Source organism: Chryseobacterium sp. UYP7 (assembly GCF_056279225.1).
The window spans coordinates 597,201-615,160 of record NZ_JBWBQW010000002.1; the positions used below are offsets into that span (position 1 = coordinate 597,201).

Annotated in this window: 21 protein-coding genes; 20 read left to right on the forward strand and 1 reads right to left on the reverse strand. The window is 37.3% G+C overall.

The window, feature by feature from the left end; translation table 11 throughout:
* Nucleotides 1-113 precede the first annotated feature (113 nt).
* The 12 genes from ACZ9HT_RS07065 to ACZ9HT_RS07120 all read left to right on the forward strand — a co-directional run bounded on the left by ACZ9HT_RS07065 (nt 114) and on the right by ACZ9HT_RS07120 (nt 9,752).
* Nucleotides 114-851 (forward strand): NAD(P)-binding domain-containing protein, encoded by a 738-nt coding sequence (locus tag ACZ9HT_RS07065; protein WP_476039759.1) that lies wholly within the window; start codon nt 114-116, stop codon nt 849-851.
* An 18-nt stretch (nt 852-869) separates the two neighbouring features.
* Nucleotides 870-1,508, forward strand: a complete 639-nt coding sequence (locus ACZ9HT_RS07070) for a hypothetical protein (RefSeq protein WP_476039760.1) — start codon at nt 870-872, stop codon at nt 1,506-1,508.
* A 467-nt stretch (nt 1,509-1,975) separates the two neighbouring features.
* The gene (locus ACZ9HT_RS07075; RefSeq protein ID WP_476039761.1) at nt 1,976-3,118 is read left to right on the forward strand and encodes a vWA domain-containing protein; all 1,143 of its coding nucleotides are present in this window, start codon (nt 1,976-1,978) and stop codon (nt 3,116-3,118) included.
* A gap of 75 nt (nt 3,119-3,193) precedes the next feature.
* Nucleotides 3,194-4,648: a sigma 54-interacting transcriptional regulator gene (locus tag ACZ9HT_RS07080; RefSeq protein WP_476039762.1), complete on the forward strand. Its 1,455-nt coding sequence runs from the start codon at nt 3,194-3,196 to the stop codon at nt 4,646-4,648.
* A gap of 300 nt (nt 4,649-4,948) precedes the next feature.
* The gene (locus tag ACZ9HT_RS07085; protein ID WP_476039763.1) at nt 4,949-5,647 is read left to right on the forward strand and encodes a hypothetical protein; all 699 of its coding nucleotides are present in this window, start codon (nt 4,949-4,951) and stop codon (nt 5,645-5,647) included.
* A gap of 545 nt (nt 5,648-6,192) precedes the next feature.
* Nucleotides 6,193-6,684, forward strand: coding sequence for a phosphate ABC transporter permease (locus ACZ9HT_RS07090; protein ID WP_476039764.1), 492 nt, complete (start codon nt 6,193-6,195; stop codon nt 6,682-6,684).
* Nucleotides 6,681-7,265, forward strand: coding sequence for a hypothetical protein (locus ACZ9HT_RS07095; protein ID WP_476039765.1), 585 nt, complete (start codon nt 6,681-6,683; stop codon nt 7,263-7,265). Before ACZ9HT_RS07090 ends, ACZ9HT_RS07095 begins: the two co-directional genes overlap by 4 nt.
* Before the next feature lie 24 nt (nt 7,266-7,289).
* Nucleotides 7,290-7,865 carry a hypothetical protein gene (locus ACZ9HT_RS07100; protein ID WP_476039766.1) on the forward strand — a complete coding sequence of 192 codons (576 nt, stop codon included), beginning with the start codon at nt 7,290-7,292 and terminating at the stop codon, nt 7,863-7,865.
* Between the two features lie 67 nt (nt 7,866-7,932).
* Nucleotides 7,933-8,382, forward strand: coding sequence for a hypothetical protein (locus ACZ9HT_RS07105; RefSeq protein ID WP_476039767.1), 450 nt, complete (start codon nt 7,933-7,935; stop codon nt 8,380-8,382).
* Nucleotides 8,370-8,660 carry a hypothetical protein gene (locus ACZ9HT_RS07110; RefSeq protein ID WP_476039768.1) on the forward strand — a complete coding sequence of 97 codons (291 nt, stop codon included), beginning with the start codon at nt 8,370-8,372 and terminating at the stop codon, nt 8,658-8,660. Before ACZ9HT_RS07105 ends, ACZ9HT_RS07110 begins: the two co-directional genes overlap by 13 nt.
* A gap of 67 nt (nt 8,661-8,727) precedes the next feature.
* A complete protein-coding gene (locus ACZ9HT_RS07115; RefSeq protein ID WP_476039769.1) occupies nt 8,728-9,348 on the forward strand; it encodes a hypothetical protein in 621 nt (206 codons plus the stop codon).
* A 143-nt stretch (nt 9,349-9,491) separates the two neighbouring features.
* Nucleotides 9,492-9,752 (forward strand): DUF3781 domain-containing protein, encoded by a 261-nt coding sequence (locus ACZ9HT_RS07120; RefSeq protein WP_476039770.1) that lies wholly within the window; start codon nt 9,492-9,494, stop codon nt 9,750-9,752.
* Between the two features lie 40 nt (nt 9,753-9,792).
* Here ACZ9HT_RS07120 and ACZ9HT_RS07125 read toward each other — a convergent pair whose 3' ends face one another.
* Nucleotides 9,793-10,512, reverse strand: coding sequence for a DUF981 family protein (locus tag ACZ9HT_RS07125; RefSeq protein ID WP_476039771.1), 720 nt, complete (start codon nt 10,510-10,512; stop codon nt 9,793-9,795).
* A gap of 308 nt (nt 10,513-10,820) precedes the next feature.
* Between ACZ9HT_RS07125 and ACZ9HT_RS07130 the strand changes: the two genes are divergently transcribed.
* The 8 genes from ACZ9HT_RS07130 (at nt 10,821) to ACZ9HT_RS07165 (ending at nt 17,895) form a co-directional block, all read left to right on the forward strand.
* Nucleotides 10,821-11,396: a pentapeptide repeat-containing protein gene (locus tag ACZ9HT_RS07130; RefSeq protein ID WP_476039772.1), complete on the forward strand. Its 576-nt coding sequence runs from the start codon at nt 10,821-10,823 to the stop codon at nt 11,394-11,396.
* A 315-nt stretch (nt 11,397-11,711) separates the two neighbouring features.
* The gene (locus ACZ9HT_RS07135; protein ID WP_476039773.1) at nt 11,712-12,026 is read left to right on the forward strand and encodes an HPF/RaiA family ribosome-associated protein; all 315 of its coding nucleotides are present in this window, start codon (nt 11,712-11,714) and stop codon (nt 12,024-12,026) included.
* A gap of 376 nt (nt 12,027-12,402) precedes the next feature.
* Nucleotides 12,403-13,854 (forward strand): FAD-dependent oxidoreductase, encoded by a 1,452-nt coding sequence (locus ACZ9HT_RS07140; protein ID WP_476039774.1) that lies wholly within the window; start codon nt 12,403-12,405, stop codon nt 13,852-13,854.
* A 250-nt stretch (nt 13,855-14,104) separates the two neighbouring features.
* Nucleotides 14,105-14,395 carry a type II toxin-antitoxin system RelE/ParE family toxin gene (locus tag ACZ9HT_RS07145; RefSeq protein WP_476039775.1) on the forward strand — a complete coding sequence of 97 codons (291 nt, stop codon included), beginning with the start codon at nt 14,105-14,107 and terminating at the stop codon, nt 14,393-14,395.
* Nucleotides 14,396-14,412: 17 nt separating this feature from the next.
* Complete coding sequence (locus tag ACZ9HT_RS07150; protein ID WP_476039776.1) at nt 14,413-14,727, forward strand: HigA family addiction module antitoxin; 315 nt, start codon at nt 14,413-14,415, stop codon at nt 14,725-14,727.
* Between the two features lie 140 nt (nt 14,728-14,867).
* Entirely contained in the window at nt 14,868-15,374 is a 507-nt protein-coding gene (locus ACZ9HT_RS07155) for a contractile injection system tape measure protein (protein WP_476039777.1), read from the forward strand.
* 315 nt (nt 15,375-15,689) lie between these two features.
* Nucleotides 15,690-16,991 (forward strand): DUF2130 domain-containing protein, encoded by a 1,302-nt coding sequence (locus ACZ9HT_RS07160; RefSeq protein WP_476039778.1) that lies wholly within the window; start codon nt 15,690-15,692, stop codon nt 16,989-16,991.
* Nucleotides 16,992-17,313: 322 nt separating this feature from the next.
* On the forward strand, nt 17,314-17,895 hold the full coding sequence (locus ACZ9HT_RS07165; RefSeq protein WP_476039779.1) for a helix-turn-helix domain-containing protein: 582 nt from the start codon (nt 17,314-17,316) through the stop codon (nt 17,893-17,895).
* Nucleotides 17,896-17,960: the final 65 nt, after the last annotated feature.

A 17,960-nucleotide genomic window follows, 5' to 3' on the forward strand; every position in this document is an offset into this window, starting at 1 on the left:
CTTGAGAGACGCTATCTCTTCCTTCTGCATTTAACAGAAATTTTTTACAAGCTATTATTAATCTGGGAAATTTGCTTTTTTAAAAGACAGATTTTCTACCCAAAATATTGTTCATGATCAATAAAAATGTAATGAAAAACAAACGCATCGGTATTATCGGTGCAGGTCCAAGCGGTTTAGCGCAAATTCGTGCTTTCGAAGCTTTGCAGGATCAAGGTTATGCCATGCCCGAAATCATCTGTTTCGAAAAACAGGATAACTGGGGCGGAATGTGGAATTATTCCTGGCGAACGGGCGTCGGTAAATATGGCGAACCGCTTCACGGCAGCATGTACAAATACCTTTGGTCCAATGGGCCGAAAGAATGTTTAGAATTTTCTGACTATTCTTTCGACGAACATTTCAAGAAACCTATTTCTTCTTATCCTCCACGACCTGTTTTGTTTGATTATATTCAGGGACGGATTAAAAAAAGCAATGCTCGTGATTACATCCGTTTCGATACCTGCGTGCGCTGGGTCAATTTTGATGAAGACACCAAGAAATTCAACGTTATTCTGGATGATCTAAAAATCAACAAAACTTATTCTGAAGAGCTGGATTATCTGGTCGTAGCGTCCGGACATTTTTCTACACCGAACATGCCTTACTTCAAAGGAATCGAAAATTTCCCCGGAACCGTGATGCATGCACATGATTTCCGAGGTGCAGATCAGTTCAAGGATCGTAATATTTTGCTCATCGGCAGCAGTTACTCTGCAGAAGATATTGGCGTTCAGTGTTACAAACACGGCGCAAAATCGGTGACTTTAAGTTACAGAACTAATCCGATTGGCATCGACTGGCCCTAAGGAATTAAAGAATTTCCTTTGGTCACCCATTTCAAAGGCGAAACCGCTTTCTTCAAAGATGGCACGACCGAGAATTATGACGCCGTAATTATGTGCACTGGTTATCAACATAAATTCCCGTTCTTACCGGACGAACTTCGATTGAAAACCAAAAACAATCTCTTCCCCGATCATTTATACAAAGGCATATTCTTTAATCAAATGCCACAACTCATTTATTTGGGAATGCAGGATCAATATTACACCTTCAATATGTTCGATGCGCAGGCCTGGGTTGCCCGCGATTTTATGATGAACCGGTTAACATTACCAACAGAAGCGGAACGACGTTTAGACATCGACAAATGGTTAGAAAGAAATGACCAGTTAGAAGGCAGTTTAGACAATGTTGATTTTCAGTCCGATTATATTAAAGACTTGCTTTCCCTTTCCGATTATCCGCATTTCAATGTCGATAAAGTCGCCCAAATGTTCAAGGAATGGCTTCAGGATAAAGAAGACAACATTCTCACTTACCGCGACAAAACCTACCAAAGTGTCGTTACCGGAACCATGGCTGCTCAACATCACACCGATTGGATGGATGAGTTAAATGATACCAAAGAGCGTTATCTTTACGAAGCGGAGGAAGAAGAAATGATTCCCGACCGCATTTAAAAATTTTACCAAAAATATTTTACCTTTTAGATTTTCTGAAGGGTATTTTTTTTTGGAGTAATACCATTCTCTGTTTTCTTTAAACTTGAGCACCCGCTTTCCACTATATCTTTTGCTTGTCTCGTCCTGAAGACGAGAGATGCCGTTGCAATCGGGACTAGAATTGGGATTAATTTTTTTGTAGAACCACTTTGAAAAGTCAAGTATTTTGAAGTAAGTTTTTTTTTAAAATGAAAATTAATTTTTGTTTTTTTATCGATATCATTGTTTTAATTTTAGAGAAACAAAAGAAAGAAGATGTTTAGCCGATATTGCAAATTTCCGTTCTTTGATATCCTTCATTCACCTTTCATATTTAATCTTCATTACCTAAATTCCCATCACCATCATCAGCATTTTCTATTTATCTCTACCCCTTTTTGGAACGATATTTCTATACCTTGCCTGCAATAAATGCAGAAAAGATTATGACGAATAAAGACCTTAATTTTGGCAAAGGCTTTATATTCACCAAACATACCCCCGAAGAAATTTCCCATTTCGATCGGGTTTTTGATGTTTTTAAAGATTTGCTCACCCACACTTCCGGCGATATTGAAGAAGCCTTCGAATGGCTCGAAATGCTGGATAAAGAATACGATATTTTTACCGATGAATACACCCTCGCAGATTTTGAAGAAGACCTGAAAAAACGCGGCTACATTAAAGAAGAGGAAAAAGACAAAGACGGAAACACCGGAACCGGAAAAGGAAAAAACATCCTCACCGCTAAACTGGAAGCAGCTTTGCGTGAATTTGCCTTAGATCAGATCTTCGGGAAACTCAAAAAAAGCGGCATCGGAAATCACAACACCAAAAAAGTGGGTGTTGGAGATGAACGCGACGGAGAAAATCGTTCTTTTCAATACGGCGATGATCTCTCAACGGTCAATATGACCGAGAGTTTGAAAAATGCCCAGATCAACAACGGAATTTCAGATCTTCGTTTAACCGAAGACGACCTCATCGTTGAAGAAACAAAGCATAAAGCTCAGATGAGCACCGTTTTGATGATCGACATCAGCCACTCCATGATCTTATACGGCGAAGACCGAATTACACCGGCGAAAAAAGTAGCCATGGCTTTGGTGGAACTGATCAAAAGGAAATACCCGAAAGATTCCATCGATATTATTGTTTTTGGGAACGAAGCCTGGCCCATCAAAATTAAAGATTTGCCCTATTTAAAAGTCGGACCTTATCATACAAACACCGTTGCCGGACTGGAATTAGCAATGGACATTTTGCGTCGAAAAAGAAATACGAACAAGCAGATCTTCATGATCACCGACGGAAAACCCAGCTGTATCCAATTACCAACAGGAGAATTTTACATGAATAGTAACGGTCTGGATGAAATGATCGTCACCCAGTGTTTGACGAAAGCCGCTCAAGCACGGAAACTAAAAATTCCGATCACCACTTTTATGATCGCCCAAGATCCTTATCTGCGGAAATTCGTGGAAGCTTTTACGGCTCAAAATCAGGGTAAAGCTTTCCTAACGGGACTTTCCGGCTTAGGAGAAATGATCTTTGAAGATTACGAAAAAAATAGAATAAAAAGAATTTAAAAGAGTATTAGATAATAGACTGATAGATAAGAGACTTCAATCAGAATGTTTCAAAATAAATTTAGAAATAAATACATGAAAAAAGATATCACATTTAAAGAATTAAAAAGTTCAGGGTACACCGATATAACCATCAACCAGGAAATTCAGCAGAATTTGATTGCCCGGATCAAAGCGAAAGAACCGGTCTTCGAAGGACTTTGGGGTTATGAAGATACCGTTGTTCCACAATTGAAAAAAGCAATTCTTGCCGGACACCACATTAATCTTTTAGGTTTGCGTGGTCAGGCAAAAACGAAGATCGCAAGAAGCATGGTGAATCTTCTGGATGAGTATATGCCCATTGTAAAAGGGTCAGAAATTAACGACAGTCCTTTTCACCCGATCTCAAAATATTCCAGAGATCTGATCGAGGAAAAAGGCGATCTCACTCCGATTTCCTGGGTGCACCGTTCTAATAGATTTTACGAAAAATTAGCGACTCCGGACGTTAACGTGGCAGATCTGATTGGAGATATTGATCCCATTAAAGCAGCGACTTTAAAATTACCTTACTCAGACGAACGCGTTTTGCATTACGGAATGATCCCACGTGCCAACCGTTGTATTTTCGTTCTGAATGAACTACCCGATTTACAGGCGAGAATTCAGGTTTCCTTATTCAATATTTTGCAGGAAGGCGATATCCAAATTCGTGGTTTTCAGTTAAGAATGCCTTTGGATATTCAGTTTGTCTTCACCGCAAATCCGGAAGATTACACGAACAGAGGAAGTATTGTAACGCCTTTAAAAGACAGAATCGGATCTCAGATCTTTACGCATTATCCAAAAACAATTGCACTTGCAAAACAAATTACGGAACAAGAAGCAAAAATTTCAGCGGAAGATAAAGCGCAGATCACCGTTCCGAGTTTGGCCAAAGATCTTTTAGAAGAAGTGGCTTTCGCCGCGAGAGACAGCGAATATGTAGATGCTAAAAGTGGCGTAAGTGCGCGTTTAACCATCAGCGCTATGGAAAACTTAATGGCCGCTGCGAAACTGCGTTTGATCGAATCAGACTCAGAAAAAACAACCATCCGTCTGGTAGATTTCATGTCTATTATTCCATCCATCACCGGAAAGATCGAGCTGGTTTACGAAGGTGAACAAGAAGGTGCAGATCACGTTGCGAAAATCTTGATCGACAAAGCCGTGATGGTTCAGTTTGAAAGTATTTTCCCCAAAATTTCAAAACTTGAAAAAGAAGGTCAGAAAAATGCTTACACCGATATTATCAACTGGTTCAATAAAAGTGTGGTCGAATTAAATTACGACGATACCGATGAAAAGTATTTTGCGAAATTGAAGAAGATCACACCTTTGAGTGATGTTGTGGAAGAATACGCCTCAGAATTGAGCAAAGTCGACAAAAATTTCTGCAAAGAATTGGTTTTATGGGCCTTAACCATCAGTAAAAAATTAGATAAGTCGGAAAATGATAATGCTTTCACTTTTGATTCGACAGGAATTGGAAAATACTACAGCAATTAAAAGTCTGATTTTAAAGAAGGTTTCGATTTATATTTAAAATAAATCTTCACAGTAAAATAAAGTAAAAGACGCTCATTAATTTGGGCGTCTTTTTCATGTTTCAGCTATTTAACTGCGGAAAAATTTAGCGGAGTTCCAAAGTAATTTATGTCCAGAACCTGAAAAATAGTTGTCGTCAGAAGTCGCTTTAGTCAACATTTAATTATTAAAAATAAAGGCCTAAATTTAATTTTCAATAATTATTGGAACATGTTACTAAAACTCGACCGATTCAATCAAAAAAACTCAATTAAAAAGTCTATGAAAATCACAACACTATTTTTAGCTGTCATCACGCTATTTTTCTCCAAACTCGATGCTCAGGATCTGAGGGAAATAATTGTTCTGAAAGGGAAAGACTTTAAGATTTTCGATAAAACAACCAATGACAGTAAAATCGAAACGACCAAATACGAAGTGGTGAACGAGAAAGGCGACAAAATTGAGCACATTGCCCGAATATTTGACAAAGCCTCAAAAACTGAAAAATACCTTGGGATCTACCGCAAAAACAATTCTGAAATTCACTTTATAGAATTTAACCAGACCAAATCTCCTGCTATGATGGATTATTTTGTGTACGCTCCCAATAATGCAGGAAAACTACAACTCATCAAAAAGCAAGTTGATCTATCGGAATACCCCAAAACCTTGCCTTCAAAATTTGTAGATAATAAACCAATTCACCCCGAATTTCCGGGCGGTGATAAGGCGCTGAATAGTTGGGTAAATAAAAATTTAATCCCAGTTCTCAAATTGAATTCTAAATCGAAAGATTTTATTCTGACTGTTGACATCGACGAAACCGGACAGGCAAAACCCGTTAATATAAGCACGCTAAATTTAGACTCAAAAACCGAAAACATTATACTCTTGAAAATAAAAGAAATGCCCAAATGGAATACGGTCATTCAGGGATATAACGTGACGGGAATGGCAATGATTCCGATCATTTTTTAAAATTTTAGCGTAGCGAACTCGCAGGATTTTTAGCGCGATGAGATTTTCATTTATTAAGCTTATCAAATACGTTTTGGGCGTGCCTTTCCTTTTTTTTAAAAAAGAAAAGTCGGTATCCGACTCCCACTTTTTTGCAGCGCAAAAAGAGTTCCGTCTCCTCCCTCACGCGAGATTTGCGTTTAAATTAAGGAGTTGTTTTTTAAGGCATAATTGGAATTTATTAAAATCCGTAAATTGAAAAATGGATGTTGAAATAATCAGCGGAATCTGTCTACCTTCACTAGAGTTTGTTCATATGAAGTTGATGGCATAATAAAATTAAAACGATACAAATTATTTGTAAAAGTTCTCTTAAAATCGAAATTACAAAAAATGAAATACCTTATTACCACTTTGTTTTCTTTTTCACAACAATGACTTTCGCGCAAGACGACGATCTGGAAATATTTAAAGAGTATAAAAAAGTGGTCGTAAAAAGTGATTCTCTATTAAAAAAATAAATTATTACTTTTAAGATTTTATATTTTAAAAACTATACTATACAAATGAAGAAAATAATTTTAGTGCTGACTCTCACTTTCATGTACAACATTTTTAGTGCGCAAAAATCAACAGGTGACATCTGGTCGGGTTCCTACGGCATTTACGCGCTTAACGGGAAAGACCTGCCGAAAGTAGACACGCTTACGATGGAAAAAACCGCCGACGCAAAAATAGAAGACGTTGCAGGAAAATTAGAATCTGATTTAAAGCGCTGGATCATTCGAACGAAATACGAAAACAAACCAGATCAAAAAGAGGTTCGCCGGTTTCTGTTTGATGTAGAAGATGATCGCAACGAATACGAAGAATTTGGCTGGACAGAACTTCACAAAAAAGGGAAAATGAACTGTATCGACGGTGGAAATTTCTTTATCTGCCAAACAACACCGAAAACTACGGTAAAGTTTAATGCCGAAGAATCATTTTATACCAAAACCGGCTTTTTGGGAATTTGGCTGCATACCGGTATTGCAGAACTTAAAAAGTTAGAATGAACAAATCATACCTTCTTAGTAATATTTTATTACTTTTATTTATAGCAGGAATGATTCTGCTGGGACTTTTTGGCTACGGAAAATACTCTTATATTTCTTACAGCCGAAAAATTACGCCACCAAATCCTGCAATTTTAGTGTTTGCAATCCCAATGATTCTGCCTTATATTATAAAAAGTTTTGCAGACTTCTTTTTATCAAAAAATGTTGATCAGCAAGGTGCCGAACTCAATACCACAAATCTTTTAGAAAAGGGAGCACGCCAGGAAATTATTTTTAAAAATGATGTGGCCGAAATGGTCGAGATGAAAGCAGAAGACCACTCAGACTTTGAAATCATAAAAGAAGAACTTCTATTTCCTTATCAATCTTTTTTTAAAAGTGAGGTAGAAACATTCACAAGGGTCACTTTAAAATATACTGCCAACAACGAAAATTATTATAAACAAATCGCTCTTCCTTTAACTCTGGAGAACGCTGCAATTTGTCTGAAAATGCAGGCAAGTACTTTTCTCTTCTATGATAAAAATAATCCCGAAAATGCAATTGTTGATTTAAACTTTTTACCAAAATTTTTGTAAAAGTATAGTTTCTCCAGATTATTCATGCCCATTAAAAATATAAAATACCTGCTGTTATTCCTCTTCGCATTTAGTTGTAAAGAAAAAAAAGAGGCGAAAATAAGTCCTGTAGAAAACGGGAATGATTCTATTACAATAAGTCCACTTCAAATTCCAGAAAAGAATCGATTAGTTGTTGCAGCAGTTAAACAATTTGGACCCGAAATTTCTTCGACTTATGAAAAAGCAGTTTGCACCGAACTGGTGATCCAGATCTTAGAAAAAGTTCAGGATCTGAACGCTATTGATAAAAAAAGAATTCGAATTATTACCAGTCAAAACATACAGGAATTGCTGGCAAATAACTCCAGCGTTCCAAAAGGCGTTTATTTTTCGCTGATCGAAAAAGGGGTTGGAATTCCCGTCGAAAATACAAATGAAGTTCAGGAAGGAGATTTTGTGCAGTTCTGGACGGAAACCTGGGGACATTGCGGCATCGTGAAAAACATAGATCCGATTACAAATGAAATGGAATTATATTCATCGTTTCCATCCACCAACGGTTACGGAATTCAAAAATTCAATATAACGAAACACACTTATTTTGTGCGCTTAAAATAGATCTTCAATTAAACAACTACAGAACAACCATCGAAGATCAAAAGACAAATACCTCAAATTAAAAACAATGGACTTACTCAATAATATTGCCTGGACTTTCAACGACACAGAATACGATTCCAAAGAGGAATTCAATCGTGCGGTGTTAGAATATCAAATTCTAACTAATAAAAAATCGTTTTGGAATCCCACCGAAATCATCATCAACAATCAAAAGGTCGACATCGTATTCATGGCCTGGATCGAGGAAAATAGTTTGGCTGACAATGAAATATTGTTAGAAGATGATGATTTTTTTGATGATGAAAGCAACAGTGAATTCGGTTTATTTCAAGCAGATATTCAATCTCGCTTTCACGCCGAAAATGGAAAAAACTTCACAGCGCTGGACTTGATGTATCAATTAGACCAACAAATGAAACTGAAAGAACTGGGCGACGATCTTATTTTTGAAGGTTTGGGTGGTCTAGAAAGCGAAGGTGACATTCCTAAATTTTACTTATTTTGCAAAAGCTGAAATTTTTAAAATTCATCACGATTTTGCTATTGGTTATTGATATTCCATTCGTGTTATTTTTTTTAGCTTTAGTGCTTCCAGAGTATTTAGCCTGCATCAACTGCGATTCAGACTGTGCGATGGGAACTGATATTTGGGGAGGCGAAGTACAATGTTTCGGAGAAAGTAAGGAATTCGGTGAGCTATTTTTTAAATTGATATTGTTGATCATTAGTGGATTAACGATATTAATTTCAGCCGGATTTTTCCTTCTTAATTATTTTAAAAAGAAATTATAATCGAATTACTATTTTTGAATTAGTGGATTATAAAAACTAACTGATCAACCACTTAAAACTGATAACAATGAACAAATATATTCTGGTCTTCCTGCTTACCGCAATTTTCTTATGCTCCTGCAAAGAAAAAAAGTCCCCGGCAAAAGTAGCTGATATTGTAAAGAATGAACAAAAAAGCGACACTGTTTTTATAACTAAAAATACCGATAGTATTTCAAATTCTGATTCTTTTATCTGGGAAAGACTTCCCTTTTGGGTAACACAATCTGAAAAAATTAATGATTTGGTCATCAACAAAAATTATAAAATTGAAAACCGCCTCAACCCACTTTATCTGGAAGCAGACTTTAACGGCGACGGAAATCTGGATATCGCTTTGCCTATTTTCGAGATCAGTACGAACAAAAAAGGGTTTGCCATTATTCACGGCAAAACAGACGAAGTTTATATTTTGGGTGCAGGAAAAATGTTCAAGAATGCTTTGGGTGATAATCAGGATTACATCAATATTTGGTTGGTTAATCATGAAAAAATTAACGAAGCTGGCGTTGAAGAGGAAACGGGAACTGGCGAGAATGGCAGTTTGATTTTAGAAAATCCTTCTCTCGAAATCGCAGCCTCGGAAGTTGGTGGCGGCCAGATCTACTGGAACGGAAACGAATATGCCTATTTTCATCAAACCTGTTAAATCAGAAAGGGGGAAACTAGAATCCAGAATTCACCAAGTTCTCTAAAACAGTTTAAGTTTTACAAAAAAGAAAACTGTTAAATGACTTTCAGTTCAACAAATCAAATTCAATTGCGAATTTAACCGCTCTGAAGACAGAAAAAATGCCAGATTACAAAACCGAAATCCTCAACAACATTTGTTACACCGATCTTGTTTACGGAAGGATCAATAAAAAACTCAATATTCAACTTTCAAGAAACGACATTGAAAAAATGATGCTTGAAATCATAACGGAAACCCCTGAAGATCAATTTCACAAGACAGGAAAAAATATTTACATCACTCATGTGGAAAGAAATATTAAAATTACCGTTAATTCCTACACCAACCGGATCATTACCGTCGATCAGTTAAAAAAATAGGGAGGGATGATATATCAATTTTTAGATCTGGGTCTGAATTTTATTTCATTGTGTTTAAGATCAAACCGATATGAGTATAATAATTTAAAGCACCAAAAAGCAGCATAAACCATCCCGTGATCATCAATCCAACATAACACAACTTGTCCAAGAGGGAAACTGCATAATCTGATCTTGAGGAGTGATTGAAAAAATTACCGGTTAACGCACTGCAGATCCCAATTCCTAAAAACACCAGCGATAATCCCCAGGCTTCTAACCAGGGCAGATCTGCAAAATTTCCGGAAATAGGTTCTTCTTTTGGCGCCGCAAAGAACTGAAATTGTACTCCCGCAAAAAATATAGCCGTGAGCATTAAAGCCAGGGCGTAAAATAAAATATTCAATGGTTTAAAGTGAGCGCTTATCAACTGTAAAGGTTCTTTTACACTTAAAATTTCTGAACTGTTTTTCCAGAAATAAAAAGCCAGCACCAGGTCTAAAGCTCCGAAAGCTAAAGTGGTTTCGCCGAAAATAATATTATCAAAGGGGAAATATTTCGCGAGCGGCCAGGTTAAAGTCATGTGCAGTCCGGTGAGAAAAAGAATAATTCCGATAGCGCCGAAATTAAGTGCCCAACCTTTTGGATTCGGAATTTTATGATGCACCAGTTCCCGCCCGATTTTTGCCAGACTTATTAAGGAAACGCCGACCAGCAAAGCCATAATGGTATTGTAAGTTGGCAATTGCGTCCAGTCGATAATAAGGTGTTGCTCCGGCATGGTATTTTATTTAATTTTAAAATTACAATTTTTTTGTCCTTAATTCTGCTTCCTCTAAAAAATTTTGAAATGATCAACACAAACCTTTTTTATTTTTTTCGGAGATTTGAATAATAAAGGCAGAAAAGAATGAGTAAATGAAAAACAAGTTGCGAAGAAGAATAACCGTTTCAATTTTTGATTTAATCATAATTCCGCAAATCATTTTCATATCGCTGCAATTTTGAAAATATCATTCCGCAAAAACCTGAAACCTTTCGCCGAAAATCCTGTCCAGAAATAGTCAACCATAATAACGCCACCACAAAATGTCCGATATCTACACTCAAGATCAAACATTCGAAAAAACCGACTTCATTACGAATCCGCTGGAGAAAGGCGAATACGAAAACTGCAGTTTCAGGAACTGTAATTTCAGCGAGAATAATATTTCCGATTTTAAATTTATAGAATGTGAATTTGTGGATTGTAATTTCAGTTTAGCCCAGGTGAACGGCACCGCTTTTCGTGAGGTCACTTTCAAGGACTGCAAAATGCTGGGTCTGCAACTGGAGCGCTGCAATAATTTTGGACTGGCATTTTCCTTTCATAACTGCCAGTTAAACCATTCCTCTTTTTTTCAACTGAACCTTCGGCGAACGGTTTTCAAGGATTGTCAGTTGCGGGAGATCGATTTTTCCGAAGCGGATTTAAGCAGTGCAACCTTTGGCGAATGTGATCTGTCTCAAGCAATTTTTCAAAACACAAATCTCGAAAAAGCAGATTTCCGGACTGCCCATCACTACTCCATCGATCCGGAAAATAACCGCTTGAAAGGAGCTCGCTTTTCTTCCGCCGGAATTGCCGGACTTTTAGATAAATATCAAATTAAAATCGAGCACTAAAACCCATTCTATTTGTCACGCTTTTCTTCGATGATCTTCCGCTCCATCCTTATTAATATTTGACTCCAGCTACTGAAACGGAAAATCTCGCATTTGACTTTCGAAATTATTTTAAAGATTCCCATCAATAATTAATTCCGGGAAACTGTTCCGCATTTTCCCTCTTCGATCCAATTTCGAGACTGTAAAAAGTTGGAATAGATCATTAGCGCATCAAATATGTTAAACTGCTCTTAAATACCTCCACAAATTCCCTTAGTGAGTACAGAATAATTATCTTTATCAAACAACAAGTAAAATCATAAATAAAAAATAATGGAAATTCTAATCAACACAGACAATAATATCACAGGAACCGCGGAAATGATCGCCTATTACAAAACTTCTCTCGCTGCAGATTTCGACAGGTTCAGCGAACATTTAACAAGGATCGAAGTAAAAATCAGCGACGAAAATGGCGATAAAAGCACCGAAAATGACAAACGATGTGTGATGGAAGCACGGATCAAAGGCATGCAACCAACCGTTGTAACCAGTCATGCTGCCACCGTAGAAAAATCCGTAAAGGAAGCTTCCGATAAACTAAAAAAATCTCTGTCCACCGTAATGGGCAGATTAAGAGATCATTAAATAGTAACTTAAGTTCTTCTCAAAAATGCATCTGACATTTATGAAAGAAAGTATTTTTGGGGAATGTAGGAATTGTATTTAACGAATATAGTAGCAAAGGCGTTCATTTATTTGGGCGCCTTTTTCCGTCCTCCGTTCCCTCCCGATTTCGCATCGGGATTCACTCAGGCAGGGGCGTATATTTTTTTTATTTAGAAAGGCGGGATCTTACAATTACAGCTTTTCTTATCTTCGCAGATTAGTATTCTGGCCGATGATCCAATTGAAAATGAATTTCAAAACAAATCAACTGAAGTAAAACGGATCAAAAGTATTCGAACAGAAAACTCAACTAATTAACCGGACTTTTACTATAATTTCAAGGACCGAATCATCAATGCAAACCCGAACAACTTCTTTTACGATCTGCCCCGAGTGTCTGGGTCTTGGCAAGCAAAAACGACGCATTAAAAAAAGTGTCCGACTTCGTTATCAGGCAGAATTAGAAGCGTTTGAAAAATCAAACGAAGGAACCACGCCGGTTCGTCCGGAAGCTTCTCTTTATACCTGTCCGAACTGTGCCGGTGCCGGAATAATTCCTTCCGATAACTTTCCTCCTCCAGACGTCGAAAATTATCCGCACGTTGCCATTATTGGCGGCGGAATTGGCGGCGTCGCACTCGCCGTTGCCTGTCTACACCGTGGCATTCCCTTTACCCTTTACGAACGCGATAACAGTTTCGATGAACGATCTCAGGGTTACGGCCTCACCTTACAACAGGCGAGCAAAGCCATCGAAAGTTTTGGAATTTTTAATTTAGAAAAAGGCGTGGTTTCCACGCGACATTTGGTTCATTCGCCCGACGGAAAAATCCTTGGCGAATGGGGAATGCGAAAATGGCTGGAAAGTAATTCCGCTATAAATGATACACCGAAAAAAACCAATATTCATATTGCCCGACAGTCTTTGCGATTAGCGCTACTCGATCAACTCGGTGGAAGTAAGGCCGTAAAATGGGGACATCAACTCCTCGATTTTAAAGAAAGTTCGGAGAATGGACTTGATCTCAACTTTCAGGTTGACGGTAAAATAAAAACAGCCAAATCCGATCTTATTGTTGGTGCAGATGGAATCCGGAGTGCCGTTCGGAATTTACTCATCGGAGAGGAAATTTCACCGTTACGTTATCTGGATTGCATTGTTATTTTGGGCATTTGTCCGTTGTCAGCTCTGGGCGATCCTGAACATTCTTTGCTGGATTCTGCTACCGTATTTCAAACCGCAAATGGCAATGAGCGAATTTACATCATGCCTTTTGATGCAGAGTCCGTGATGTGGCAACTCAGTTTTCCAATGACCGAAGATGAAGCTAAAGAGTTGAGTGCAAAAGGACCAAAAGCGCTGAAAGAAGAGGCGATTCGCAGAACGCAGTGGCACACTCCCATCCCAGAGATTTTAGCCTCAACTCAGGAAGCTCAGATTTCCGGTTATCCGGTTTACGACCGCGCTTTACTCACCTCAGAATTATTACAAAAAGCCGGCGCCGCAACTTTAATCGGTGACGCCGCACATCCAATGAGTCCCTTCAAAGGACAGGGCGCCAATCAGGCTTTGCTCGATGCCCTATCGCTGTCTCGGGAAATTTTCAAAAAATGCAAACCCTTCTCTGACTGGCGAACGGCCGGAATTAGGAAAACGGTCTTAATCGATTTTGAATCTGAGATGTTAGCACGCAGCGCTACCAAAGTCGAAGATTCGGCCGCCGCCGCACAATTTTTACATTCGGAGATCGCGCTTTTTGAAGGTAATGAACCGAGGGGACGGGTTTTGAAGCGGAAGGATGACTGAGATTCTTCTTTCTTGAAAGTTCGGAAAAACCCAAGATGATTCGTACGGTAAAATGCTGGCATCATGAGCTTATTCTTAAAAATTCATCGATAATTAAACCAGGGAAAATGCTTAGATCATTACTAAAAGATTAAAAAAAATCTAAAGGTATTGTGACTGAAATGCACGTAGTGTATATTTGCACTATACAATCGTTGTGATAAAAACTGTACCTTGACCAGGAAAAGGAAATGATCTAAAAAATTGAACAATGCCCATTAAATCCATTAAACATAAAGGCTTAAAACTATTGTTCACCAAAGGAGATGAGAGTAAAGTTCAGCAACCATTATTACCCAAAATTAGAAGACTTCTGGTTGTTATTGACTCCTTAGAAAAAGTGCCGGAAGATTTAGAAAATCTTCAAAACTTAAAACCCCATAAATTGAAGGGAGATTTAGCTGACTATTGGGCAATTACAGTTTCAGGGAATTACAGGATCATCTTTAAATTTGATAATGAAAGCCAAGCTACTGATTTAGATTTAGTCGATTACCACTAATTATTAAAAAGCGTTTTATGAAAAGACATCACACCCTAAATATTCATCCCGGAGAGATCCTCAAATATGAGGTGATTGAACCCACAAATTTAACGATAAGTGAAGCTGCAAAATATTTAAATACAACACGTCTTACCTTATCGAATATTTTAAATGGAAAGAGTGGCATAACCCCAAATATGGCACTTCGCATAAGTTTTGTATTTGGTGGTTCGCCTGATTTTTGGCTTCGGTTACAGCGGAAGTATGAATTAATACAGGCCGAAAACGACTTTAGTGAAAAAGATCTGAAAAAATTTTTAAGAAAAGAGTTTAGCGGAACATCAAATTAAATATGGAGAGTTGATCAGTAAAGACAAACCACAAAAGAGTCAAATGATAACCATCGCTCCGCAAAGTCTCCGACTTTGAGAAACTCTTCAAAACAGCATTTTAAATCTCAACACCAATTTTATCTTTTAAAAAAATCTAAATGCTTTCCCAAGGAACTCTACCCAACTGCGGAATTATATTTCTCCACCCCTTTCTTCCTCAATTTTTTCAGGAGCATGACTTAATCTTGGTAAAGGAATTTAGAAATAGAGACTCGAAAATAAAAGCGATTCAATTGCTGCATTATTTAGCAACTTCTAAAGTTGATTTTTTGGAACAGACTGACTTAGATTTTTTCAAATTTCTGGTTGGATTTCCACAGGAAAATCTGATCAACTTTCCAAAAAAACTGAATAAATCTGAGATCGCCAGTTGTAAGTTTCTGCTTCTATCTTTTGTACAACACTGGTCGCCCATGAAAGAGGTAAGCATTGAATCGTTTCAACACCATTTTATTCAAAAAAAAGGGGTGGTTTCCGAAAAAGAAACAACGATCGAGATCTCTCTTGAGAAAGGTACGATCGATTTATTATTAGACCGCTTACCTTACAGTTATGGAATGATTGCTCTTCCCTGGCTCAAAAAAATAATGATGGTACATGTTTAAGCTTTTATTAGCTAATTTATTCCGCAAGAGAAATCATTCTTTTTTATTACGCTATACTTCTCTACTTTGATCGAAAAAAGAATTAGATCCTGTACTTCGACGACATCTGTAAAAAAAAATTCCAACTTCTTTAAGACAAATCTGAAAGATTGTGTGAGAAATAAGTAGAAGCCGAAATTCCTTCAAACAAAATTTAACAGTTTGAAATCTTTGCAATTAAGGCGATAATCTGTATATTGAAGTTTGATCTGATCTTCCAAAATAATCCATCAAATCATCAAAATCGAGAAAAGACAACCTGATAAACACCTAGAAATGAACGATATAATTTGTCCACAATGTACCAAAGCCTTCAAAATCGACGAAGCGGGTTATGCAAATATCCTGAAACAGGTTCGCGATCAGGAGTTTAAAAATGACCTGCAGGAAAAGCTGGATTCTTTTAGCAGAGAAAAGGAAGCCGAATTAAGATTGTCTAAATCCACCATCGAAAATAATTTTAAAGAGTCCATCGCCCGAAAAGATACCGAGCTCCTGAAATTAAAGAACGAAAAAGAAAAGGAAATTTCGGACCTGCAAAACAGAATGGATCTGGATATTATTCAGCTGAATTCAAAGATCTCGAACTTTGAAACTCAAAAGAAACTCGCCGTTACAGAAGCGGTCAACGCCATCGAAAAAGAACGGGAAGAGCTGAAGAACAGTCTTAAAAATAAAGATTTCCAGTTTAAAATAACCGAAAATTCTTTAAAAGAGAAATACGAAAATGAACTGCGATCAAAGGACGAAAAATATGATTTCGAACTGACTTCAAAAAACGAAATGATCGAGCGTTACAAAGATCTAAAATCAAAATTGAGCACCAAGCTGGTGGGCGAAACGCTGGAACAACATTGCGAAATTGAATTTAATAAAATCCGGGCTTCCGCTTTTGGGAATGCTTATTTCGAAAAAGACAACGACGCAAGAACCGGTAACAAAGGCGATTTTATTTACCGCGAGTCCGACGAATTTGGCAACGAAATTATTTCGATCATGTTCGAAATGAAAAACAAAGAAGAAAATTCCACTACAAAAAGCCGGAACGATACCTTTTTTCAGAAATTAGACAAAGACCGAACTGACAAAAAATGTGAGTTCGCCATTCTCGTAACCTTGCTCGAAGAAGAGAACGAACTTTACAACACGGGGATTCTAGACGTTTCGCACCGCTTCCCGAAAATGTATGTCATTCGTCCCCAATTTTTTATTCCGATGATCACGCTGCTTCGAAACGCTGCCATGAATTCTTTGAAAGCCAAGGCAGAACTTGCTTTGGTAAAAAGTCAGAACATCGATATTACTAATTTTGAAGAAAACATCAACGCTTTTAAAACCGGTTTTGCTTACAATTATGATCTGGCCAGCCGAAAATTTAAAACGGCCATCGACGAGATCGACAAGACGATTGATCACCTTCAAAAAACGAAAGATGCGCTTTTATCTTCAGAGAATAATCTTCGTTTGGCCAACAACAAAGCCGAGGATCTGACCATTAAAAAACTCACGAAAGGAAATCCGACGATGAGTGCAAAATTTGCAGATCTGAAGAATAGTGACTCCATCGAAAATATTTAAAACTAAAGATTTAATTTGATGATCAATCTTATAACTTTCTTAAATTTAAAACTCGCATATTTCCATTCCACATAAAATTTCGATCGAGGCGTTCAATTATTTGGACGCCTTAATCCATCTAAAATTGATAGTTAGTCCGTGGAAGTGATTTCTACTTCTCTAATCCTTGACCCAATTCACGATAAAAAATGGTTACGTTCAAGCTGGAACGTGAAACTATTCGTTTTAGAATTATGGAGTTTTAAATGAACTTGAAAGGATTTCCTTTCAAAATAAATCGCTTTGTTTATATTTGTTTTTCCCGCTAAATTACAACCACAACATGTCTCAATTAAAAAAGATAAGAGAATTACAAAATTTGACACAGGAAGAATTATCGGAAAAGTGTGGCATTTCTGTGAGAACAATTCAGCGCATCGAATCCGGGAAAGATCCTAAAGGTTACAAGCTTCGGGTTCTGGCAAAAGAATTGAACGTAGAGGAAATTCAATTGTTAACTCCGGAAATTATAGAAGAAATAGATAATTTCCCGGAAAGTCAACCGGAACTAAATGTACCGGAAGAAGAAGTTTTGATTAATTATTCGCTGTTGAAACTCATCAACCTCTCCTCCATTCCATTCACTGTAATTCCGCCCTTAAATATTATTGTTCCTTTAATCCTGATGCTTATTTTGAAACAGAAAAATGGTCTCACAAAACAACTTATTTCAATCCAGATGATCTGGACGATCAGTGCGCCAATTGTATTTATGATCGGGATTTTTTTAAAGCTTGGGCAGAATTTTACTTTGATACTTCTGCTACTGATTGCTTTCTCGAATGTGTTTATCATTCTTCGAAATGCGATAGAGATCGACCGAAATAAAAAACTCCGTTATCGATTGAATTTCAATATGATATAAAATTCGACAAGTTATTGTCGGGTAATTGTCGGGTTCATTCTTTAGGTTTTCAACGATCGCTTTCT